The following is a 21,814-nucleotide window of genomic DNA, read 5'->3' as shown; positions in this document are numbered from 1 at the left end:
ATAACATTTTGTCCTGTAAATGAATTGGTTAATGCGAATACTTGATTGGTTTTAGCTCAATTTACCCAAGCAATTTCATTATTGACTAGTTTCAAAGTTCCAATACTAAATAGTATTCAAATGGTAAAAAACATGATTAGTTTTGTACCATTGCAACAATCACTTGAAAAAGTGGAAGTGAGTATTTTAAAAGGGAACAGTTTAAGTCAAAGTTTGTTAGGAAATAAAATGTTTGAATTGAGTAGCGTAATTGAATAATTTTTCAACTATTCAAGTGGTTAATAAAATTACAAAATTCATCATAATCAATCAATAATTGGTTCGATGTTTTATCTGATTTGTGTACAAACCTATGAGAAATCAGAGGTTTTTTGTTTTAAAGACTTTTGTATTCACAGTAGCAAAATGTTAATTCACGCTCTTATAAACAAGGTACAACACAGAATAGATAAAGCAACCAGTAGTTTTTGCCTACATAAATGGATTATTCTTTTACCAGTATTTCATATTCGTTACCCTCGTTATCAGTTCCTAAAAGTTTACCGTAACCAATCCATTCGGTGGTGATTGCGATTGTGTTACCTTGAAAATCGGTGAGGATTCCTTTGCCGTATTTGCCTTCTACATTGATGTTGCCTTCCAATTCATTTCCCTCTGCATCAGTGGCAACTACGTCATAATTGTATTGGTAGTTTCCCGATTCGCCGGTACGGTATTCGTAGTGATGGGTTGTGTCTTCGTGGTGGTTGGTAACCGAATCAATTGTAATTTCTTTGACCGATTCGGGTAAAAGCTTGGGTGGACTTGCTGCTTCCTTTTGTCGGCAACTTGTAACTAGTACTATCGTAGCAATTGAAGCGAGTAGAACGGGTAGTTTTTTTTTCATGACTAATGTGTTTGTGTAAAAATAGGTGACACACTAGTAGGTATTTTACGGAAAACCGTAATGAACTGTTACTTGATTGAAAATGTTATGGCAATAGGCAGGTGATCGGAGATTGCCCTTGCTTGTTTTAGGGTTTCAAACTTGGTGTAGAAATGAATTGCCTCTGTTGAAGTTGTGGTGATTGTGGCTGGTTTGTACCAAATGTTATCAAACTCTGAGGCAAGGCAATTGTTTTCTTTGCATTCTTGCTTGAGCGATGTTTTCTGATTCCTGAAAGCCGATTGGTACCCCATTTTCTTCAACGGATTGAAAACGGTATGCGACTGTGGACAATTGAAATCGCCAACAATCAACAAATTTAGATTCGGATATTCCGCAGGTAAGTACTTGAAATATTTTATTTCGGTTTCGGGTTGTTTGCTTTTTGTGATGGCGTGAAAATTAACTACGGTAAATTGCTTTTGGTTGTATTCGAAAGTGCAGTAAAACGGTTCTCTGTCTATTTCCAAATGGTATTTTTGTTCCAGCCATGCTTTGCCAATTTTCTTGACTTTGGCGGTTTTCCATAGAAAGGCGTAGCGTTCTACTTTATAGGCGCTGCTGCTTGTAGGATCGCTTATGGTATAGTCCCATTTTGCGCCTTTTCTGTTGAGTTCGTCGGCTAGTTTGGCCACGGCTTGCGCGCCACCATCGCCTGCAACCACTTCTTGCAAGGCAACTACATCGTAGTTTTTTAGGGTGTTGGCGATGAAAGCAACAGTGCTGTCGGATTTAGATTTTCCCAGGTTTTCGATGTTCCAAGATACCAGTTTTACTTGGCTGTGGAGCGTTGCTGCTGTTAGAAAAAGAAGTAGGTACAGTATTTTTTGGCGCATTGGTACGAGAGGGTTGTATAACGGTACTAGTGGTTGATTACTTGGTAGTAGTGGTTGGCTGTTTGGTAGTAGCTGTTGTTATAATGGAAGTAGTGGTTGGCAGTTTGATAGTATATTGTAACATAATGGAAGTAGTTGTTGGTTTGTTGCTACTAGTGTTTTCTTGTTTTAATCTAGTTGTTGTTGGGTTGCAAGTAGTTTTTAATATAATGCATGTATAGTTGACTGATTTGTATGTATTGTTGTATTGTTTTATGAATTGTAGTGCGTAGTGTAAAACAACCATCAAAGTTAGTATTAAAAACTTTGATGGTTTGGGTTTTTTATTTGGTATTTTTAAAATTTATGCTGTTTATGATTTTGAATTGTTGGCTGGTTGCACCAAAAAGTCCTTTGATGTATTTTTTGGCATCGAGTGCGGTGTCTACCAATCCTGTTGCTGGCGTGTACAGTAGGTTGTTGCGTTCCATTCTTTTATTGGTTACTAGCACAACTGCGGTGTTAATTTCTTCGTTGGCATTTTGCAGTTGGTTGGCGTAACTGGTTAGTGCGGTAATGAGGAACTCGTTTTGTGTGGTGTCGTAACCTGGCACGGAGTTGAGCAGACTGACCATGTCGTTGAAGTTTTCGTACAGGCTGTCGAAGCTTTGTCTTGATGTGGAATGGCTTGTAGCTGTTGGGTCGAGGTTGTCGGGATTGGAGGTGTTGGGTTTTTTGGCTTTTGAAGCTTGAATTTTGGCGTTGATGGTTTTGGCGTCTTTAATGGTTTGCTCGGTTACGTTGGTACCTGACAGATTACCCACGATTCTTGTACTGAATTTTTTGATGTTTTTAAACGCTACTTCTCTGTTGTCTACTTTTTGAGAATAGTTGTTTTTGGCATCTTGCACCAAGGCGATTTGCTGACTTGCGCTTTGGTAGAGGTTTTGAAGATTGGCTAGTTGAATAGCTTCTTTGGTTGGTGCGTACTGCGCTCCATAGGATGTGATGTATCCTATTAGTAGGTTTAGGTTGGCGACATTTTTATAATGTCCGGTTTCATTGATGGGCATACTAAATTGGTTTTAAATTACTATTAAACCAAATTTAAAATAGTGTTTTCTATTTGTTATACTGAATACCTTTCCGTAGTGTCATATTTAGATTTTATTTTTGTGGTGTAGGGAAATACGGTTTTATGGAGGCGTTTGTTGTTGTGCTCCGATGTCAGGAGACTTCGTAGAGCTTAAGAAGCTTAGGATTTTGCGGAGTGCGGTTAGGCCGAAGTACCCAAAGAAACTCAACCAACACAATTAGAATTGTTTTAAACTTTACTGTAAAATTTATCTTCAAACCATTTTTGAGGATTCAAATCTATATAGTTTGAAATATTTTGATATGCTTTTTCATCTCTAATGATATGATCATGAAACGAACGATGCCAAGCAAAATCTTCAAATCCAGCTTTATGAATTTCATTTGAAGATGTTGTTTTCAATGCTCCCACAAGACTAGAAAGCGATTTAATTTTAACGTCTTGACCCTTCAACTTTTGACTATCAATTTCTAAAATTAAATGGAAATGATTGGGCATAATTATATAATTATGAATATCCACATATTCATATTGATTCATTAACCAATTAATTTTCTCATCAACGATTAATCCATATTGATTTAATTTCATTCTATATTTTTCTTCTGAATTTTGGATTTGGGGATTAATTTGGGGATGATGCACGGACAGGTCGCGACCTGTCCCTACGGATTCCACACGCCCAAAACAACACAAATTATTTTTAACACAATTTGTAACAAAATATAAATTATTCTTTGAATAATCATATCCTTTTAAACGATTGGATTTTCTCTTCTTCATGGCTTTTAATTTTTAATTGGCTGATATAATGGATACTTATGGATTTAATACAAACATAAAAAAAATATCAATTACTTTTTGTTATTCTATACGGATAGGTTGCGAGCTGTGCTAACTTTACACAGATAAAAGTAACGTAATTTTTTTCATTTTAAATGGATTCAATTACTACTTCGGTAAACTTAAACCCAATAAAAATGTCTATTCTACGGAAAACCGTAAAACGTAAAAAAAAAATAAAAAAAGTTGTTATGCGATACCCAAATCCTTTGCAATAGCTATAAGATGCACGGTGTTGTTGGCTTTGAAATAATCTTTTAGTTTGCCCAATCTTTTTTCGATGGCGCTTTTGCTGTGTGGTACGATGCCGAGTTCTTTGAATTTGGTTTCTATTTGGTCTTGTGCCAAGCCGTTGGCGAGTTGCTTGATGAGTTGCACGTCAAAATTGTCGATTTCATGGATTACTTTGTCTTGCAGGAAATGCGCAAAATCGGGCGAAATGTAGCTTTTGTCTTCTTTAAAAATAGTTTTTATTGCTGCTTTGAGTTCGGTAATGCTTTTTCTGCCTTTGTGCACATACGCATCGACGTTGAGGTTGTGGAACAGTGCTTTGACCCGAAAATTTTTGTCTTCGATGGAGTATACAATGACTTTGATGTCGGGTTGCAGTAGTTTTACTTTTTCGATGAGGTCTTCGCCCGATGCTAGTTGTACTTTGCGGTGGTCGGTTTTGAAAGACAAATCGCTTATTAGTAATTCATAGGGTTCGTTATCCTGCAGTGCTTTTTTTATTTTCAATAGGGCATCGTCGCAGTATTTGGCATGATGGATTTCGGTAACAGCCAAGGCGGTTAAGGTATGATTTACGGCGATATTGATGCTGTCAAAATCTTCGGCGACAAGTACTTTTTTAAACATAGCTTTTCTTTTTATTGTGGTACAATGATTTGCGCTTTGAATCCTTTTCCTGATTCTGTTTCAAAAGTAAGTGTTCCTTTTAGGGCTAAAATACGGTTTTCCGCATTTTGGAGTCCATTTTTAAATTTTAACATTTCGGAGGTGCCAATTCCGTTATCCGAATAGTTGATTGTGAGGTGCTTTTTAGTGCTGTCAAACCTTATTACCACCACCGAACACTGGCTGTGCTTTTTCATGTTGACCATTAATTCTTGCAACGTACGATAGATTGCAATTTTTACTTCTTTTTTTACGGAAGTCCAATTTATAGTATTTGTATTTTGAATAAGCACGTTTACATCGGCAGTGCTGTAGCTTGCCATCATACTTTGTAAATTGTCTTGAAAATAAGTTCCTGTATCGATGTCGCTGTTTTCTTTAGCAATGTTTCTGGTTCGAGTATAAATAGCGTCCAGGTCTTCTAGTAGCTGTTCTTTTTTTCTGCTATTTTGTAGGTCTTGCGTTTCGGCATAGGTGAGTGCGTTAAAGACGTCGTTGGCGAGTTCGTCGTGGAGTCTTTTGGATATTCTGGTTTCGGTTTCGTAGGAAATGATTTTAAGTTTTCTTCGGTTTCGAGAACGAATGGTGAAGAAAATTAGCAAGAAAATGGTAGAGGCAAAAAGGAACAGCAGTAGATAGAGTTGTTTTTGTGTTTTGTGTTTTTCGCTTTCTTTTTGGGCAATATCGAAGTTGTATTTGATGTTGGCGAATTTGGTTTTGGATATTTGTCTTACCTTATTAATGCTGTCGGAAATGCGCATTTGTTTCAATGCAAGTTGTTTTACATCATTGGAAGTGCTTGAGGCAATTTGGAATTTTATAGCTTCAATGCGATCGTCTGGACTGTTGATCGCGGTAGCCGAATTGTAGGCTTTTTGTGCAAAATCTTGAGCCAGCACCGGATTGGAATTGAGATAATATTCTGAAAGGTGTATGTAGGAGGCAATTAATTCGGAATGGTCTTTAAGGCTATTTCGAATGTGCAATGATTGGTTAAGGTAGTTGATTGCTTTGGGGTTGTTCAATTTGAAATAGGCGTAACCGAGATTGTCGAGTATATCGGCATTGCTTGTTGGGTTACTAGCCAGTGAATCATGCACTAGTGCTTTAGCAAGGATTTGTTGCGCGTTACCAAATTCTTTGGCTTCGAGATAGGTGTATCCGATATTGTTGAGGTAGACTAGTTTGTTTTTTTCGGTAGCATTCGATTTTATGGCCAAGTTGAAGTACTTGAGTGCGCTATCGAAATTATATTGTTCTAGGAAGGATAATCCTAGCAGGTTGTAGGTGCTGTACAGGTGTTTGTATTCTGGATAGGTTTTTATAATTTCGGTTGCAGTGGCTTCACTTTCGGCAAAGTCACATCGTATTTGTTGGATATCGGCTATGTTGTACAAGGCATAGAGAATGCGGTCTTTTTCTTCTGGAGTACAGGTTTGTTTAGCTTTCAGAAAGTAGTGGTAGGCACTGTCGTATTTTTGATTGTAATTGAATGTACTGGCTTTTTCGACATACTCATAAAAGAGGTCGTTGGAAGGCAGATCGGCTTCACTTTTCACACAAGAGTTTAAGATGAATAGACCAATAAAAATCGGGAAAAATATTTTTTTGAATATCATTTCCCGAAATTATTGATTTTAATTTAGAAAGTAAAATAAATCTTTTTTAATTATTTTCTTGGTGGTAGAGGTGGTGGCGTTTGTCCGCCTTGACCACCAGTATCGGCAGGTAACGTGTCGCCTTCTTTGGATGCTAACGTGTCGTCATTTTGAATTTGGTGAATTCCTTGAGCAGGCGTTGGTGCATCTGAATCACTTGTGCAAGAAACTGCTATGGTTGCTGTTGCCACAAAGGCAATAAATAGTATTTTTTTCATGGTATTGATTTTTAAAAATTGAACATAAGTTGGGCTGTTCGAGGTATTCTCGAAAGCTGGGTTTACAGAGAAATCTGTTACTTTTTTTGAGTACTCAGTTTTTTTGTGGGAAGTGAAGTGCGCCGCTACAGAACCTTTTAAGTACACTTCCCTGAATAAAAATCAGTTCTGTAGTGCGTCACTTTTTTAGAATCAGTTTTGTACATTTGTTCCTATCGCGAAATAGATCAAGAACTAATTCTGAGGCAAAGGAATGTGGTTTTTGTGGTAGTGTTTATAGGGAATTCCTGAAATTCCTACTGTTCCTAAAAATTCCTAATTATGACCACAACACAAGATGCTCTTGAAGCTTATAAGAGTGCCATAAGAGCACAATTTGAAGTAGAAAAAGGAAAACACTATTCGAGTTTTTTGATTGTTCCGTCTCGAGCGCAATTGCGAAAATTGTGTGTTGAGCGGTTTAGGAACAATAGTAAACCCAGCGACTTGAGGTGTTTTGAACTGTTTTTTGGATTTGAATTTAGTGCAGGAGCTAAAAATAAATTACAAGCGGCAACCGATAAATTTAGACCTATTGAAAATTTCTTAAAAGGAGCAACCGATTTGTCTGATCCAGAAGCAATCAATATGGCCGCAATTTTGGTCGATTTTAATCCGAGACCTTTTACAAAATTTAGTAAATCTGCAATTGGTACTGTTGAAGAAGTGTTTGGAGATTTGACTAAACAAGAGGCGGAAACAGGAATAGCTTTGTCAAGCGCAAGTGTGAACATGGAAGTGCAACCCATTGCGAATCCAGTGGACAAGAATTTTAGGAAGCGGATTGGTATTTTAATTTTAGTAGTTGTGTGCGTTTTTCTTGTTGGCTATACGTCTAAATCCTTATTTTTTTCTGATGACTGCATGCAATGGAATGGCGATCATTATGAAAAAGTTAGTTGTACTAGTGCGGAAAATCGGATTGGTAGTGTTGCTGAGGTCACACCTTATGATGATGAAGTGTTTGAACTAAAAAAGATTGCGGTGTGTGATACAACAGCTTTTTTTAAAGGAACAAAAGCTGTAATTTGGTATTGTAGAGTTAATGGTAATCCAGAATATTTTACTTCTCACGGATTGCATCCGGTAACGGGCAAGGCATTACGGCCAGTTACAAACTATATTATCGATAAATATGTGAAGTCGTGCAACTGATATTTTGACTGACAACTGATGGTGTTTTCGACACTGGAAGGAGTTTTAATTTAAATAATCGTGCTTATGTAAAGTTGCGGAAAGTTAGGAGATAATTGGGCAGTTGGGGTTTGTGTTTTTTTAATATATTTATATTTTAGAACCACGCGAAAGGATTCGCGCGGTAGCTGGGGATAATTGGGCAGTTGGGGTTTGTCTTTTTCAATATTTTAAATTGTAGAACCACGCGAAAGGATTCGCGCGGTAGCTGGGGATAATTGTATAGCGTGTTGCTAAAAAAAGAAGACTTTGTGCAGTTGGGTTGGTTGCTTACAAGAAGCAAAAATTTACGGTAATAATATAAAATATAATATGTTAGTAGGATTTGGTATACAGTTTTCAAGAGAATTTAGCAATGATGATTCCTCAATTATTATCACTATTGAAGAGGAACTAAATTTTTATTTTGCAGATAAAAACTATGGAATGTGTATAGAAAAACTATATATTGGAGTTATTTGTGTATCAAAAGATTTCGAAATGTTTTTTAATGTGAGACCATTAAAAATTTATAGAAAAGAAAAATCATTTGAATATGAAATAAAACTAGATTTTAACAAGATGATAAATAGTGATAATGCAAAACGATATATATATATACGGTCTGAAATATTAAAAATGGCAAAGGAAATTTTTTTAAATAAAAAGATAAAAGGATTTGATAGCGACAAATTCCTTTCTGATTTAGAAATTTTTTTAGGAAATGAAATCAGCTTAGCAAAGCGTTCTAATTAATATAATCGTGCTTATGAAAAGTTGCAGAAAGTTAGGAGATAGGGGCATTTTTGGTTTGTGTTTTTCAATATTTTAAATTGTAAGACCACGCGAAAGGATTCGCGCGGTAGCTGGGTTCTGTTTTTCAATATTTTAAATTGTAGAACCACGCAAAAGGATTCGCGCGGTAGCTGGTGTTTTTTTTAATACTTTTATATTTTAGAACCACGCGAAAGGATTCGCGCGGTAGCTGGGGGCACTACTCCAAAAAATCACTCTTTGAAAATAATTTGATGAAAAAGAAATTGACTTTTATCGCTTTACTTTTTTTTATCTTGATGCCTTATGCTCAGGAAAGGACAATGAACATTTATAATCCGTTAAATGTTGTAGTATATCTTTCGGATGAATTAAAGACATCCGATTATTTAATTTATAATATTGATAAAGATTATATGGTTATAAATAAGTTAGAAAATCAATATAGAATATTTATCGTTTCGGAAATTTTAAATGTGAAAACACAACTTGTAGAATATAAAATAGATAAAAATGAATTGATCAAAAGATGTGATGTTTTAGACAATATATTTAAAAAAGATATTTGTAAAAATGATGTTGTTGAAAAAGCTGGAGAAAGATATTTGTTCTTTTGTTTGACGTTGAAAAGTTTTACAGAATGTAAATTTAATTTACCTACTTTCTATTACGAATCTGGTTTTAAAGATATAAAACTTCCAATTGAAAAGGAGTCTTATATTTATTTAAACCAACTTTTTTATAAATACATGACGAAATAATTTCCGTTAGATAGTAGTAAAACTAAACTATAAAAGTACTGCTGCTAACAACCGTTTTGCGCAATTGCAGCCCCAAGCTACGGCGGGAATCCTTTCGCGTGGTTCTTGATAACATTGAAAGTTTGTATTAATTTTGGTTAAGAGAACAAGTTATGAGTAGAAATTACAAGTTCTATAATTCTGAGGGATTGTATTTTGTTAGTTTTGCAGTGGTGGGTTGGTTAGATGTATTCACGAGAAACGAATACAAAGATTTGCTTGTAGAGAGCTTAGAATTTTGTCAAAAAAGTAAAGGCATGGAAATTCATGCCTGGTGTATTATGACCAATCACGTACATTTAATTTTTAGAAGTATTGATAATCAAAAACCAGAATTGTTATTAGGAGATTTTAAAAGATTTACAAGCAGAAGTATTATCAAAGCAATTCAAGAAAATCCGAGAGAAAGCAGAAAAGAATTTTTATTAGACTACTTTAAGAAAGAAGGTGCAAGAAGTTCAAATACTACTAATTTTCAATTTTGGCGACATGACAACAAGCCAATCGAATTATGGAGTAATGCTATAATTCAGCAAAAAATAGATTATATTCATAACAATCCAGTTGAAGAAGGTATTGTGTTTAGACCAGAAGATTACAAATACAGTAGCGCTCCTGACTACGCAGGTGAAAAAGGAATATTAGAGGGTGTTTGTGTTTTTCAATATTTTTATATTTTAGAACCACGCGAAAGGATTCGCGCGGTAGCTTGTGTATATTAAATAATTGTATAAATTTAGTTTATGAAACATTTGTTAATTTTAGCTTCACTTTTATCTTTTTATATTTGCGATTTTGATGGTAAATATTCGAAAGTTATTTGGTTTAAGGAAAAGCAGCGCTTCGAAAATATTACACTAAAATTAGGAGAGTTTTTGATTTCTCCAACAATAGAACATTGTTTGATAAAAAAGGGAAAATTATCTATAGGTGGTAGAATTTTTCTACGAAATAAAGCGGAGCAGTTTAAGTATGTAGTGCTTAATTGTTCAGAAAACGGTACTATTTCGGATACTCTTTTTAAAGGCAATCAAGATGAAAAATTTGAGGTTTCAGTAAAACGTCAAATGCAAAACTTTATAGTCATCAAAAAAATGGACGAGGATTATGGATTAAAATACCTTCATAAATCTTTCAAATGAAAAAGTAAATTATTTGTAGTGCAATCCAATACTAGCTCCACAAAGACTTCTAATTAAAATAATCGTGCTTAGGAAAAGTGCGCAGCGTCAAGAGATATTTGTGTAGCGTATTGCAGACAAGGAAGACTTTGTGAAGTTGGGTAAGATATAAAAATAATAATAGTCTCTTTTATGGATTTCAAGATTGACAAATCTTTTAATGATAAAAAAAGTGATAATAAAAAAATTATAAATGTGAGTAAAAAAACAACAATCCCCGCTTTATTATTCTTTCTTCTTTTTGGACTATTAATTTTTTGGTCTTTTCGTACAGGAAAAAATAAAAATAAATTAATTAATGATAATAAAATTGAGACTATAGGCAAAGTATATGAGATAGTATCAGGAAGAAGTTTTACAAGCGCTAATTATTTTTATTATTTTAACGATGAAAAGTTTTATTCAAATGAGTATATACACAATTCAGGAAAGCAGTACATAAATAATTATTATAGAATTGATCTTTCGAGTGTAGAGCCAAAATTTTCCATAATATATTTCAATGATAAAGTTACTGATTCAGTAAAAATAATACAAGCAGGGTTTAAACCATAATATTTTTTTGTGAATAAAAAATTCAACATAAATTATATTGTATAGTAATTAGTTTCGTAAATATTTATCATCCATTTACTTTTAAACCAGATTGGCAAAGTGTTCTTAAAATAATCGTGCTTACAAAGAGCTGCGGTAAGTTAGGGGATAGGGGTATTTTTGGTTTGTGTTTTTCAATATTTTAAATTGTAAGACCACGCGAAAGGATTCGCGCGGTAGCTGGGTTCTGTTTTTCAATATTTTAAATTGTAGAACCACGCGAAAGGATTCGCGTGGCAGCTGGGATAATTGGTCAGTTGGTGTTTGTGTTTTTTTAATATTTTAGAACCACGCGAAAGGATTCGCGCGGTAGCTGTTGTTTTTTTTAATACTTTTATATTTTAGAACCACGCGAAAGGATTCGCGCGGCAGTTGGGGTTAAAAAAAATATGATATGAAAAAAAAATATTTAATTGCAGTTTTGTTTATTTTATTTAAATGGATTTATGTAAATAGCCAAATAAAAGAAAATTATTTATTGATAAGTATCGACATTAAAAGTAAAACTAAATTACATCCTTTTAAAAGAAAATTTTTAATTATAGAATTAGATTCTTTAAGGAAACCTTTAGGGGAAGCATCTCCTGTTTTATTTAACGATTTTTCTGATTCTCAAGTTAATTCATGTAAATTATGCGATACTATAAATATCTATAAATCCTTTTCCAACGATACTTTTAAATTTGATTCAATAAATCATGATCTTTTAGAAAAAAATTTTAACATCATAGAAAGAAATAAAAAGGAAATACTTTCAATGAAGTATAAATATAAAGCCCATGAAGCGAATGTTATAGTTTATTACTCAGCTATCAAGGGAAGTATTTGTAATGGGAAAATCAGCAAATATGACTCTGAAATTATGGGTTATCACAGTAAGATTTTCCTTATTACAAATGAAATTTTTATCAATGAAAATTTTACTAAGTTTGATTTTAAAGAAATTAATTTTATCGATTTAATTAATTTAAATAAATGTTTATTTTGACGAACCGACTTTGTTTGGTCAATCTTATTACATTGACTAAAAACAAAAAAACGCACCACTATTTATTGGTGCGTTTTATGTTTTACAGTCTTGTTAAAAATGAAGAAGTAGCTAGAGTTGTTATTCTAGCTCGTCAAATTTAGCTTTCATTGTTGGATTACCGTGTGTTAATTTTTTAATGGTAAGGTCTTCGGTTTTTTCATTAGCCAAGCGGAGGTTGTTTTCTGAAGACAGTAATGCGTCTTTGGTTTTTTGCAATTCTTTAATGGTTTTGTCTATTCCGTCAATAGCATCTTTGAACTTGCGGCTTGCCAAATCATAGTTTCTAGCAAAGCCATCTTTAAACTTGTTTATTTTATCTTCAAAATTGGTGATGTCGATGTTTTGACTTCTTACCAAAGCCAGTTCCGCTTTGTACTGTAATGAGTTCATCGAAGCATTTCGAAGTAATGTGATTATTGGAATAAAAAATTGTGGTCTTACGACATACATTTTTTTGTATTTGTGTGATACATCTACAATACCGGTATTGTAAAATTCGCTGTCGGCTTCTAATAAAGAAACTAGTACGGCATATTCGCATTTTTTTTCTGTTCGGTCTTTGTCCAATTCTTTTAGAAAATCTTCATTTTTCTTTTTTGTTGCCGTTTCGTCGCCTTCATTTTTCATTTCAAACATGATCGAAATAATTTCGTTTCCCTGCTCGTCGTGTTCTTTGTAAATAAAATCACCTTTACTTCCAGATTTCGCATCATTGTCTTTTTCGAAATACGCGTTCTGAAAAGCAGTGGCTCGTAATTTATTGAATTCGGTTTCGCAATGTTGTTCTAAAGTTTCACCCAACATCTTGGTAGATAGTTTGAGTTTCATGTCTTTTACCCGAGCAATTTCTTCGTCTTTGTATTTTATGATGGCTTCTTTGTTTTGCAATTCGGCTGTAAAATGCTGCTTTAAAGTGCTTTCAAGATTTTGCTTTTCAAGGTCCTTGGTTTTAATGTCGTTTGCCAAAGCATCTCTTTCCTTTTCAATTTTCTGAACCGCTTCGTTGACTGCGAGCTTTTTTTCTATCTCAACATTGTCAATTTTAGCTTTAAGCTGTGCGATTTCAGATTCTTTTTTGTTGAGTTTTTCTGCGTTGGCCAGTTCGGTTTGGGTTTTTAGTTCCTGCAGTTCTTTGTCTTTTTTATTCAAATATTCTTGAAACGAATTTCTAATGGTAGCTTCTGCCAACTTTACAGCACTTTCTTTTTCTTTCTCGGCAAGTTGTAACCTGTTTTGAAGTTCTTCTTCAAACAGATGGTCGCGTACTTGCTTTACAATTTCGGCAAAACCGGCTTCATCTACTTTGAAAGCTTTGTTACAGTGCGGGCAAATGATCTCGTTCATAGTTGGACTATATTTGATTTTAGTACGTTCAAATGTATTGAATTTTTAGGATATTAGTAAAGATAGAGGTGCTAAAATTTGAGCCGTTTGTTAGGAAACTGAACTTAATGCGACTAGTTATAGTAACTGTAATTGATTTAGTTCAATTGTAGGTTACTACGTTTACTATTTTAAAAAAGTGTTAAGCGTGTTTTTGAAAGTAATGATCTAAATTGATTTTAAATTTACAACAATCACATTTTGAGATAGAAATCTTTGGTCAGCGCAATATAGTCGTCGGTATATTCATGACGGTTTATTTCAACAACAAGTTCGTCGGCTTCCAAAACCGAAAGCTCGTATCTTTTAAAAGCAAGTAAACTTCGTACTATTGGAGTCGTGTGTGCTCCTTTTACACGAGTAACTTTTACAGGAAAAAGTTCTACTTCAGCGCACAGGTCGATGAATCGTTCTTCTTCTTTAGATGGAATTACAACAGCAAAAATGCCATTTTCTGACAGAAGTAAATCGGCAGCATCGATGAGGTCTTCAAAAGGCAAAGCGTCTTGAAATCTAGCGGTGTCTCGTTGTGGATTGGAAGTTTTAAAATCTTCAGAATAAAATGGCGGATTTGAAATGATGATGTCGTATTCGTCTTCCGGTTCTTCTACAAATTCATCTAAACCTGCATGAAAGCAAAATAGTCTATCGGACCAAGGTGAGTTTTCAAAATTTTCAACACATTGTTCGTAGGCTTCTTCATCAATTTCTAAAGCATCAATCTGTTCAGCATTCGTTCTTTGTGCCAACATTAACGATAAGATTCCAGTTCCAGCTCCAATATCCAAAACCGAAAACGGATTATTATCTGTTGGACACCAAGCACCAAGTAAGACACTGTCGGTGCCAACTTTCATAGCACATTTGTCTTGTTGAACGGAGAATTGTTTGAAATTGAATGTGGACATTTTTTTTGGACTGCTAGATTGTTTGATGATTGGATTATTTGTCTAAAAGTGAAGCGAATCTAAAAATCTATGAGCGCAGAGTATCTAAAAATCTAAAACCGTAGCGATTCTACAAATCCAATTAAAGGTACATTTCAACCAATCCTTCTGGTAAGTCCATAACAACTTTCTTATTTTCACGGTCAATTTTCACTAAAAACTGATCGATCATCGGGATTAGAATTTCTACAGTGCCATTAATAACTTCAAAAAGAGGTTGCGCTGATGTATCGTTTATGGATACAATTTTGCCAAAAACGCCCAAACGCTTGTCTTCAATTTCAAAGCCAATAACTTCATGAAAATAAAATTTGTTGCCTTCAAGTTTCGGCAACATGTTTAGTGGAAGATAAACTTCACAGCCAATTATTCTATCGGCATCTTCTTCATTGTCGGTGTCTTCAAATTTTACACGAAGAAAATCATTTTTATGCAGTGATGAATTTTCAATAAAAAATGGAACCAGATTTTTGTTGAATTCAACAAATACTGATTCCATATCTTCATATAATTCTGGTTCGTCTGTATCTAAATAGATAAGAACTTCACCTTTAAAGCTAAATTTCTTCGCGATTTTGCCTAGATAGAAACAATCTTCTTTACGCATAATCGCTCTTAATTATGCCTCAGTTTCTTCGCTAGCTTCTTCAGCATCAGGAGTTTCTTCAGTAGAAGCTTCAACAGTTTCCTCTTCAGTTACTTCTGGAGTTTCAGCAGCTTTAGCAGCTTCAGCCGCAGCATTTACACGTTTTTCATTAGCAGCTTTTTCAGCTTTTAAAGCTTTCGCTCTAGCTTCTTGTTGTGCTTTTGTCAAACCTTCTTTTTTAGCATCTACTTTACCAGCTTTTTCTTCTAACCAAGCAGCCAATTTAGCATCAGCTTGTTCTTGAGTTAAAGCACCTTTACGGATACCACCATCTAAATGGTGTTTCAATAAAGCACCTTTGTAAGAAAGAATAGCTTTTGCAGTATCAGTTGGTTGTGCACCATTGTGTAACCATTGTACCGCTTTGTTAATGTCTAAATCTACAGTTGCAGGATTGGTGTTTGGATTGTAAGTTCCTAATTTTTCAAGAAATTTACCATCTCTTTTTGAGCGTGCATCTGCAGCTACGATCCAGTAAAAAGGTTTTTGTTTTTTACCGTGTCTTTGTAATCTAATTTTTACTGACATAATCTTGTGATTAAATTGTGAGGTTCTCGACCTCGATTAATTAAGGGTGCAAAGATATAAAAGTTTTTCATTCAAACTAATAGATGTGTTAAATTTACAACTAAATTGATTTTTGTTCAAAAAAAATATCAATAATTACTCAAAAAAACTATTTTTGTAAACGTAAATATACTTATACAATGAAAAAAATAGTTTCCCTTTTCGTACTTGCAGTTGCATTTTCATCTTGTCAAGAAGAAGTTAAGTTCAATACACCTGGTTTTCAAGCTTACCGTGACGATGTGCTTTTTAGAGCAATCGATATACGAGCGTATCAATCAACTTCGGGAGCAATTTCTTTAGAAGGTCTTGCTCAAGGTGAAGAACTTGTATTAAGTCTGCCTAGTTCTAACGTAGGAACTTATTATTTGGGAACTACCAACCAAAATATTAGCGCCGAATATACTTCCAATTTCAACGATATCGATTTGTATTATGCTACCAACATTATTTCGGGTAGTGTTGCACAAATAGAAATGCCTTTAGTTTCTGGCGGAAGCGGCTACACTGCTTCTTCAGGCGTAGCTACAACAGGAGGTTCGGGAACTGGATTAACAGTGCGTACTATCGTTAATTCGGCTGGAGTAGTAACTGATGTAAAACTTTCTTCTCCAGGAAACAACTATCTTCCAGGCGATGTAATCACCATTTCAGGTGGAGACGCTAATGCTAGCTTTAGAGTTTTGAATATTGAAGGAAGCAACGGTGAAATAGTTATAGAAAGTGTTGAAAACGGAACAATTTCAGGAAAATTCAAATTCAATGCAGTCAATGTCGATAACAATCCATTAGGTGGTGCGGTTGTAAATTTCCAATACGGCGAATTTTATAAAGTTCCAATAGTACCGCAACCCTAACCAAACCTATATAAATATCTTTAAAAACCAACCTATCAACAGGTTGGTTTTTATTTTTAAGTTAAATATTCCCAATTAAGATTGAGTATCAGTTTATTTAAGTTACCTTTGTAATCAAATTTTAAAATAATATTATGAATATTTTTGTTGGAAGCCTTCCGTTTAGCATAGACGAAGCAGATTTAAGAGAGTCTTTTGAAGTATACGGAACTGTTGCTTCTGTTAAAATTATTACTGATAAATTTACTGGAAGAAGTAAAGGTTTCGGTTTTATTGAAATGGAAAACGACGAAGAGGCACAAAAAGCAATCACAGAATTAAACGGTGCTACTGTTGACGGTAGAACTATTGTGGTTAATAAATCAGAACCAAAACCAGAAGGAGAAAGAAGATCTTTCAACAACAACCGTCCTAGTGGTGGTGGTTACAATGGTGGTGGAAATTCTCGCGGTGGCGGTAGCGGAAGTTACGGTGGCGGAAATAGAGACAATAATGGTGGTGGAAACAGAGGAAGATACTAATTCCAAACCTAAATTTTATACAGAAAACCATTCGAGAAATCGAGTGGTTTTTTTATTTAGGAGCGAATGGCTCGGGCTTTATCAGCAATCCATTTTCCTGCTTTCCTTCCAGCCGTTAAAAAAAACGGCGTCCAGTCAATCAGGGCTAGTTAGTCCTTCATTTTTCCTTTTGTTAATAACTAAAATTCATAAATTATTTTGTAAATTGTACTTTTGAACAAAGTCAAAAATCAGCATTTTTTTTGCTATTGATTTTTGCAATTGACATTGATTTTTGAAAACTATGTATTTAATATTCGATACCGAAACCACCGGATTACCCAAAAAATGGGCAGCACCAATTTCTGATACAGACAACTGGCCAAGGTGTATTCAAATTGCTTGGCAACTGCACGACGAAATGGGGAATCTTATCGAGCATCAAGACTATTTGGTACAACCAGATGGTTTCAATATTCCCTACGATGCCGAAAGAATTCACGGTATCTCAACCGAATTAGCACAACAACAAGGTGTTTCATTACAAGAAGTTTTAGAAAAGTTCAATGTAGCACTTTCGAAAACCAAATTCATCGTTGGGCAAAATGTAGGTTTCGACGTTAACATCATGGGTTGCGAATTCTACCGATTAGGAATCGATTCGCCAATGACGCAAATGCCCGTTTTAGATACGTGTACCGAAGTAACCGCATCACTTTTAAAATTGCCTGGCGGACGTGGTGGAAAATTTAAACTTCCAACATTAACTGAGTTACATCAATATCTTTTCAACCAACCCTTTGCAGAAGCACACAACGCAACTGCCGACGTTGAAGCAACAACTCGATGTTTCTTAGAATTAATTCGAACTGAAATTTTTACCAAAGAAGAACTGGATGTTGAACCCGAATATTTTGAAGATTTTCAACTCAAAAATCCGAGATCAATTGAGTTAATTGGTCTGAAGCACATCAATCTTAAAGAGGCTTCCGATACAATTCGTCAGCAATTTGGCGAAAAAGGAAACGTGCCTATTTCTAAAGAAACATTATCCGAAAATAAGCAAATTCTCATCGACTCAGAGTTTGTTCATCTTCACAATCATACACAGTTTTCGGTTTTGCAGTCTACTGTTTCTGTAAAAGATTTAGTTGCTGCCGCTGTAAAAAATAAAATGCCAGCCGTAGCCATGACCGATATCGGAAACATGATGGGTGCTTTTCATTTTGTTAGAGATATCATCAATCACAATAAATCAGCCGAGGCTAAAAATGCAGCAGCAGTTGAAGCAGGCGAATCGCCATCAGAAACCATCATAAAACCTATTGTTGGTTGCGAGTTTTTCGTTTGCGATAATCATAAAGATAAATCAAGAAAAGACAACGGATATCAAATTGTCTTACTAGCAAAAAATAAAAAAGGCTATCATAATTTAGCTAAAATGTCTTCCATTGCTTACACCGATGGCTTTTATTATGTGCCAAGAATTGACCGTGAAATCATCAAACAATACAAAGAAGACGTTATTGTGCTTTCGGGAAGTTTGTATGGTGAAATTCCAAATAAAGTTTTAAATCTTGGGGAAAATCAAGCGGAAGAAGCGCTGCTTTGGTGGAAAGAACAGTTTGGCGACGATTTGTATATCGAGTTGATGCGTCACAATCAAGAAGATGAAAACCGAGTGAATGCAACTTTAATTGATTTGGCCAAAAAGCACAATGTAAAAACGGTTGCGACGAATAATTCGTTTTATATTAATAAAGAAGACGCTAACGCTCACGATATTTTGCTTTGTGTTCGCGATGGCGAAAAGCAATCTACGCCAATTGGTCGCGGTCGGGGTTATCGATTTGGATTGCCTAATCAAGAATATTATTTCAAGTCGAGCGAAGAGATGAAAAAATTGTTCGCTGATTTACCAGAAGCCATTTCCAATATTACCGAGATTGTAGACAAAATAGAAATCTTCAATTTGGCTCGTGAAGTGTTGCTTCCAAAATTTGATATTCCAGAAGCGTTTTTGGTTGAAGAAGATAAAGTAGATGCTGGGAAACGCGGTGAAAATAAATTTCTACATCATTTAACATACGAAGGAGCAAAACGCAGATACGCTGAAATTACACCTGAAATTCAAGAACGCATTGATTTTGAATTACTAACTATTGAAAATTCTGGTTATCCAGGTTATTTCTTGATTGTTCAAGATTTCATCGCCGAAGCTAGAAATATGGGCGTTTCGGTTGGCCCAGGTCGTGGTTCGGCAGCAGGTTCAGTTGTGGCGTATTGTCTCGGAATTACCAATATCGATCCGTTGCTGTACAATTTGCTTTTTGAGCGTTTCTTAAATCCAGACAGGGTTTCACTTCCCGATATTGATATCGATTTTGATGATGAAGGTCGAAGTAAAGTAATGGATTATGTGATCAATAAATACGGTTCCAAACAAGTAGCGCAAATTATTACTTACGGTACGATGGCTGCAAAATCATCGGTTCGTGATACGGCGCGAGTTTTGGATTTGCCTTTATTTGAAGCGGATAAAATTGCCAAACTGATTCCAACCAATTTGAATTTGGCCAAAATATTTTCTATGGACGATGCCAAGTTAAAAGCGGCTTTGCGTCCAGAAGATTTTGATAAAGTAAAAGAATTAATTGCACTTGGAAAAGCTTCCGATTTAGGAGGTGAAACCATTCAGCAAGCCCAAATATTAGAAGGAAATTTAAGAAATACCGGAATCCATGCTTGTGGTGTAATTATCACGCCAGACGATATTACCAACTTCGTTCCTGTAGCAACGGCTAAAGATTCTGATTTATATGTTACCCAATTTGACAACTCGGTTGTAGAAAGCGCCGGACTATTAAAAATGGATTTCTTGGGATTGAAAACCCTAACCTTAATTAAAGACACAGTAAAACTTGTAAAATATCGAACTGGAAAAGATATTGATCCTGATGCATTTCCAATTGATGATTTAAAGACCTACGAGCTTTTTCAACGAGGTGAAACAGTGGGTATTTTCCAATACGAAAGTCCGGGAATGCAAAAGTACATGAAGGAATTAAAGCCAACGGTTTTTCCCGATTTAATTGCCATGAATGCATTGTATCGTCCAGGTCCAATTGCGTACATCCCAAGTTTTATTAAACGTAAAAATGGTGAGGAAGAAATTGTATATGATTTAGATGCCTGCGAAGAATTACTAAAAGATACGTACGGAATTACAGTCTACCAAGAGCAAGTAATGCTTTTGTCGCAAAAATTAGCTGATTTCTCGAAAGGTGATGCCGACGTTTTGCGTAAGGCGATGGGGAAAAAACAACGTGACGTTTTGGATAAAATGAAACCTAAATTCATTTCCCAAGCTGCAGCCAAAGGTCATTCTGAAGAAAAGTTAGAAAAGATTTGGAAAGATTGGGAAGCTTTTGCCGAATATGCGTTTAATAAATCGCATTCCACTTGTTATGCTTGGATTGCATATCAAACGGCTTATCTAAAAGCCAATTATCCAGCGGAATATATGGCTGCGGTTTTATCCAATAATATGAACGACATCAAGCAAGTTTCATTCTTTATGGAAGAATGTAAACGCATGGGATTGACCGTTCTTGGTCCGGATGTAAATGAGTCGTTTTATAAATTTACGGTAAATGATAATTATGCGGTTCGTTTTGGAATGGGCGCAGTGAAAGGCGTTGGAGCCAATGCGGTTGATACGATTGTACAAAATAGAAAAGACGCTGCATACAAATCGATATTTGATTTAGCTAAGAAAATAGATTTGCGTGCTGCCAATAAAAAAGCCTTTGAAAGTTTAGCATTTGCAGGCGGATTTGATTGTTTTAATGAAACACACCGAGCGCAATACTTTCATATTGAAGGCGAAGGAATTACATTTTTAGAAAAAGCCATCCGCTATGGATCAAAGTTTCAGGAAAATGAAAATTCTTCGCAAGTCAGTTTATTTGGCGAAAGCAGTGATGTTCAAATCGCCGAACCAGTTGTACCACCTTGTGAAGAATGGAGTACGATGGAGAAATTGGCAAAAGAAAAAGAAGTTGTTGGGATTTACATTTCGGGTCATCCATTGGATGATTATAAGTTTGAAATGAAACATTTTTGTAATGTAAAATTAGCACATCTTAAGAGTTTGGATTTATTGATTGGTAAAAATCTAACTTTCGGCGGAATTGTAACCAATGTGCAATACCGAACAGGAAAAAACGGAAAAGATTGGGCCATGTTTACGCTTGAAGGTTATGATGAAAGCCACGATTTCAGAATATTTAACGAAGAATATTTGAAATTTCGTCATTTCTTGGTAAACAATCAATTTATTTATTTCAAAATAGGAGTCAAAGACGGTTGGGTGAATCGCGAAACCGGAAAAAAATCGGATCCACAAATTACTTTTCAAGATGCTAAATTATTGGCCGATGTTTTACCAACATTTGCTAAAAAGCTATCTATTCAATTGAATATTTACGATTTACAACAGCATTTCATTCAGCAATTGAATGAGATTTTTAGAGCGAATGAAGGTGATAAATCGGTTAGTTTTGAAGTTATAGAAACTGAAATTGTTGCAAAACCAGTTGAGGTTGTTCAAGCCATCCAACCCGTTCTGATTGCAACCAACAGCGATGATGACATTGATATAGAGAACTTAGATGTAAATGACACTTTAGAAGAAGAAATTGCCGAAACACCTGTTGCTGTTGCTGAACAAGTCAAGAAAGTGACGACCTTAGAAATGTCGAGTAGGAGATTAAAAGTAGCTATTTCTAACGAACTTTTAAATGAGTTGGATAAATTAGATGTTAATTTTAGATTGAATTAAAATTCTTACATTTGGAAAGCAATATTTA

The 21,814-nt window shown here is 35.0% G+C and carries 23 protein-coding genes; 11 read left to right on the top strand and 12 right to left on the bottom strand.

What is annotated here, in order from left to right:
- Positions 1 to 120: 120 nt before the first annotated feature.
- Complete coding sequence (locus ACZ098_RS05995; RefSeq protein WP_487310834.1) at positions 121 to 258, top strand: hypothetical protein; 138 nt, start codon at positions 121 to 123, stop codon at positions 256 to 258.
- Positions 259 to 484: 226 nt separating this feature from the next.
- Here ACZ098_RS05995 and ACZ098_RS05990 read toward each other — a convergent pair whose 3' ends face one another.
- The 8 genes from ACZ098_RS05990 to ACZ098_RS05955 form a co-directional block, all read right to left on the bottom strand.
- Entirely contained in the window at positions 485 to 886 is a 402-nt protein-coding gene (locus tag ACZ098_RS05990) for a hypothetical protein (RefSeq protein ID WP_487310833.1), read from the bottom strand.
- A 68-nt stretch (positions 887 to 954) separates the two neighbouring features.
- Positions 955 to 1,761, bottom strand: a complete 807-nt coding sequence (locus ACZ098_RS05985) for an endonuclease/exonuclease/phosphatase family protein (RefSeq protein WP_487310832.1) — start codon at positions 1,759 to 1,761, stop codon at positions 955 to 957.
- 37 nt (positions 1,762 to 1,798) lie between these two features.
- A complete protein-coding gene (locus ACZ098_RS05980) occupies positions 1,799 to 2,047 on the bottom strand; it encodes a hypothetical protein (protein ID WP_487310831.1) in 249 nt (82 codons plus the stop codon).
- 37 nt (positions 2,048 to 2,084) lie between these two features.
- Positions 2,085 to 2,813: a hypothetical protein gene (locus tag ACZ098_RS05975; RefSeq protein WP_487310830.1), complete on the bottom strand. Its 729-nt coding sequence runs from the start codon at positions 2,811 to 2,813 to the stop codon at positions 2,085 to 2,087.
- A 251-nt stretch (positions 2,814 to 3,064) separates the two neighbouring features.
- Positions 3,065 to 3,619, bottom strand: a complete 555-nt coding sequence (locus ACZ098_RS05970; protein ID WP_487310829.1) for a transposase — start codon at positions 3,617 to 3,619, stop codon at positions 3,065 to 3,067.
- A 249-nt stretch (positions 3,620 to 3,868) separates the two neighbouring features.
- On the bottom strand, positions 3,869 to 4,537 hold the full coding sequence (locus ACZ098_RS05965) for a response regulator transcription factor (RefSeq protein ID WP_487310828.1): 669 nt from the start codon (positions 4,535 to 4,537) through the stop codon (positions 3,869 to 3,871).
- An 11-nt stretch (positions 4,538 to 4,548) separates the two neighbouring features.
- Complete coding sequence (locus tag ACZ098_RS05960; protein WP_487310827.1) at positions 4,549 to 6,195, bottom strand: tetratricopeptide repeat-containing sensor histidine kinase; 1,647 nt, start codon at positions 6,193 to 6,195, stop codon at positions 4,549 to 4,551.
- Positions 6,196 to 6,245: 50 nt separating this feature from the next.
- Positions 6,246 to 6,452, bottom strand: a complete 207-nt coding sequence (locus tag ACZ098_RS05955) for a hypothetical protein (RefSeq protein ID WP_487310826.1) — start codon at positions 6,450 to 6,452, stop codon at positions 6,246 to 6,248.
- A gap of 321 nt (positions 6,453 to 6,773) precedes the next feature.
- On the opposite strand from ACZ098_RS05955, the gene ACZ098_RS05950 reads away from it, so the two are divergent.
- The 7 genes from ACZ098_RS05950 (at position 6,774) to ACZ098_RS05920 (ending at position 12,001) form a co-directional block, all read left to right on the top strand.
- Positions 6,774 to 7,646, top strand: coding sequence for a hypothetical protein (locus ACZ098_RS05950; RefSeq protein ID WP_487310825.1), 873 nt, complete (start codon positions 6,774 to 6,776; stop codon positions 7,644 to 7,646).
- Positions 7,647 to 7,934: 288 nt separating this feature from the next.
- Entirely contained in the window at positions 7,935 to 8,420 is a 486-nt protein-coding gene (locus tag ACZ098_RS05945; protein WP_487310824.1) for an Imm44 family immunity protein, read from the top strand.
- 272 nt (positions 8,421 to 8,692) lie between these two features.
- Positions 8,693 to 9,199, top strand: coding sequence for a hypothetical protein (locus ACZ098_RS05940; protein ID WP_487310823.1), 507 nt, complete (start codon positions 8,693 to 8,695; stop codon positions 9,197 to 9,199).
- Positions 9,200 to 9,351: 152 nt separating this feature from the next.
- Positions 9,352 to 9,960 carry an REP-associated tyrosine transposase gene (locus ACZ098_RS05935; RefSeq protein ID WP_487310822.1) on the top strand — a complete coding sequence of 203 codons (609 nt, stop codon included), beginning with the start codon at positions 9,352 to 9,354 and terminating at the stop codon, positions 9,958 to 9,960.
- 21 nt (positions 9,961 to 9,981) lie between these two features.
- Positions 9,982 to 10,380, top strand: a complete 399-nt coding sequence (locus ACZ098_RS05930; RefSeq protein WP_487310821.1) for a hypothetical protein — start codon at positions 9,982 to 9,984, stop codon at positions 10,378 to 10,380.
- 171 nt (positions 10,381 to 10,551) lie between these two features.
- Positions 10,552 to 10,974: a hypothetical protein gene (locus ACZ098_RS05925; protein WP_487310820.1), complete on the top strand. Its 423-nt coding sequence runs from the start codon at positions 10,552 to 10,554 to the stop codon at positions 10,972 to 10,974.
- Positions 10,975 to 11,407: 433 nt separating this feature from the next.
- Complete coding sequence (locus ACZ098_RS05920) at positions 11,408 to 12,001, top strand: hypothetical protein (protein ID WP_487310819.1); 594 nt, start codon at positions 11,408 to 11,410, stop codon at positions 11,999 to 12,001.
- 120 nt (positions 12,002 to 12,121) lie between these two features.
- On the opposite strand, the gene ACZ098_RS05915 is transcribed toward ACZ098_RS05920, so the two are convergent.
- The 4 genes from ACZ098_RS05915 to ACZ098_RS05900 all read right to left on the bottom strand — a co-directional run bounded on the left by ACZ098_RS05915 (position 12,122) and on the right by ACZ098_RS05900 (position 15,547).
- The gene (locus ACZ098_RS05915) at positions 12,122 to 13,387 is read right to left on the bottom strand and encodes a DUF2130 domain-containing protein (RefSeq protein ID WP_487310818.1); all 1,266 of its coding nucleotides are present in this window, start codon (positions 13,385 to 13,387) and stop codon (positions 12,122 to 12,124) included.
- Positions 13,388 to 13,620: 233 nt separating this feature from the next.
- Complete coding sequence (locus ACZ098_RS05910; protein WP_487310817.1) at positions 13,621 to 14,334, bottom strand: tRNA1(Val) (adenine(37)-N6)-methyltransferase; 714 nt, start codon at positions 14,332 to 14,334, stop codon at positions 13,621 to 13,623.
- Between the two features lie 121 nt (positions 14,335 to 14,455).
- On the bottom strand, positions 14,456 to 14,980 hold the full coding sequence (gene rimM, locus ACZ098_RS05905) for a ribosome maturation factor RimM (protein ID WP_487310816.1): 525 nt from the start codon (positions 14,978 to 14,980) through the stop codon (positions 14,456 to 14,458).
- A gap of 12 nt (positions 14,981 to 14,992) precedes the next feature.
- Positions 14,993 to 15,547, bottom strand: a complete 555-nt coding sequence (locus ACZ098_RS05900; RefSeq protein ID WP_487310815.1) for a 30S ribosomal protein S16 — start codon at positions 15,545 to 15,547, stop codon at positions 14,993 to 14,995.
- A gap of 179 nt (positions 15,548 to 15,726) precedes the next feature.
- On the opposite strand from ACZ098_RS05900, the gene ACZ098_RS05895 reads away from it, so the two are divergent.
- From ACZ098_RS05895 to dnaE, 3 genes are all read left to right on the top strand, one after another.
- Entirely contained in the window at positions 15,727 to 16,443 is a 717-nt protein-coding gene (locus tag ACZ098_RS05895) for a DUF6252 domain-containing protein (RefSeq protein ID WP_487310814.1), read from the top strand.
- Between the two features lie 134 nt (positions 16,444 to 16,577).
- Positions 16,578 to 16,964, top strand: coding sequence for an RNA-binding regulator (gene rbp / locus ACZ098_RS05890; protein ID WP_487310813.1), 387 nt, complete (start codon positions 16,578 to 16,580; stop codon positions 16,962 to 16,964).
- A 283-nt stretch (positions 16,965 to 17,247) separates the two neighbouring features.
- Positions 17,248 to 21,786, top strand: a complete 4,539-nt coding sequence (dnaE, locus tag ACZ098_RS05885; RefSeq protein WP_487310812.1) for a DNA polymerase III subunit alpha — start codon at positions 17,248 to 17,250, stop codon at positions 21,784 to 21,786.
- The last annotated feature ends 28 nt before the right edge of the window (positions 21,787 to 21,814 follow it).

The sequence above is a fragment of the Flavobacterium sp. SP2 genome (genome assembly GCF_057626655.1).
The sequence above is the reverse complement of the archived record's forward strand: the minus strand, read 5'-3'. Positions and strand labels throughout refer to the sequence as shown.

Excerpts from the sequence above, each read along its gene's own strand:
- ACZ098_RS05935 (WP_487310822.1), top strand. The coding sequence starts at position 9,352 with ATGAGTAGAAATTACAAGTTCTATAATTCTGAGGGATTGTATTTTGTT.
- ACZ098_RS05940 (WP_487310823.1), top strand. The coding sequence starts at position 8,693 with ATGAAAAAGAAATTGACTTTTATCGCTTTACTTTTTTTTATCTTGATG.
- ACZ098_RS05995 (WP_487310834.1), top strand. The coding sequence starts at position 121 with ATGGTAAAAAACATGATTAGTTTTGTACCATTGCAACAATCACTTGAA.
- dnaE (WP_487310812.1), top strand. The coding sequence starts at position 17,248 with ATGTATTTAATATTCGATACCGAAACCACCGGATTACCCAAAAAATGG.
- ACZ098_RS05955 (WP_487310826.1), bottom strand. The coding sequence starts at position 6,452 with ATGAAAAAAATACTATTTATTGCCTTTGTGGCAACAGCAACCATAGCA.
- ACZ098_RS05980 (WP_487310831.1), bottom strand. The coding sequence starts at position 2,047 with ATGGTTGTTTTACACTACGCACTACAATTCATAAAACAATACAACAAT.
- ACZ098_RS05950 (WP_487310825.1), top strand. The coding sequence starts at position 6,774 with ATGACCACAACACAAGATGCTCTTGAAGCTTATAAGAGTGCCATAAGA.
- rimM (WP_487310816.1), bottom strand. The coding sequence starts at position 14,980 with ATGCGTAAAGAAGATTGTTTCTATCTAGGCAAAATCGCGAAGAAATTT.
- ACZ098_RS05910 (WP_487310817.1), bottom strand. The coding sequence starts at position 14,334 with ATGTCCACATTCAATTTCAAACAATTCTCCGTTCAACAAGACAAATGT.
- ACZ098_RS05970 (WP_487310829.1), bottom strand. The coding sequence starts at position 3,619 with ATGAAGAAGAGAAAATCCAATCGTTTAAAAGGATATGATTATTCAAAG.
- ACZ098_RS05965 (WP_487310828.1), bottom strand. The coding sequence starts at position 4,537 with ATGTTTAAAAAAGTACTTGTCGCCGAAGATTTTGACAGCATCAATATC.
- ACZ098_RS05925 (WP_487310820.1), top strand. The coding sequence starts at position 10,552 with ATGGATTTCAAGATTGACAAATCTTTTAATGATAAAAAAAGTGATAAT.
- ACZ098_RS05920 (WP_487310819.1), top strand. The coding sequence starts at position 11,408 with ATGAAAAAAAAATATTTAATTGCAGTTTTGTTTATTTTATTTAAATGG.
- ACZ098_RS05895 (WP_487310814.1), top strand. The coding sequence starts at position 15,727 with ATGAAAAAAATAGTTTCCCTTTTCGTACTTGCAGTTGCATTTTCATCT.
- ACZ098_RS05985 (WP_487310832.1), bottom strand. The coding sequence starts at position 1,761 with ATGCGCCAAAAAATACTGTACCTACTTCTTTTTCTAACAGCAGCAACG.
- ACZ098_RS05915 (WP_487310818.1), bottom strand. The coding sequence starts at position 13,387 with ATGAACGAGATCATTTGCCCGCACTGTAACAAAGCTTTCAAAGTAGAT.
- ACZ098_RS05975 (WP_487310830.1), bottom strand. The coding sequence starts at position 2,813 with ATGCCCATCAATGAAACCGGACATTATAAAAATGTCGCCAACCTAAAC.
- ACZ098_RS05930 (WP_487310821.1), top strand. The coding sequence starts at position 9,982 with ATGAAACATTTGTTAATTTTAGCTTCACTTTTATCTTTTTATATTTGC.
- ACZ098_RS05900 (WP_487310815.1), bottom strand. The coding sequence starts at position 15,547 with ATGTCAGTAAAAATTAGATTACAAAGACACGGTAAAAAACAAAAACCT.
- rbp (WP_487310813.1), top strand. The coding sequence starts at position 16,578 with ATGAATATTTTTGTTGGAAGCCTTCCGTTTAGCATAGACGAAGCAGAT.
- ACZ098_RS05960 (WP_487310827.1), bottom strand. The coding sequence starts at position 6,195 with ATGATATTCAAAAAAATATTTTTCCCGATTTTTATTGGTCTATTCATC.
- ACZ098_RS05990 (WP_487310833.1), bottom strand. The coding sequence starts at position 886 with ATGAAAAAAAAACTACCCGTTCTACTCGCTTCAATTGCTACGATAGTA.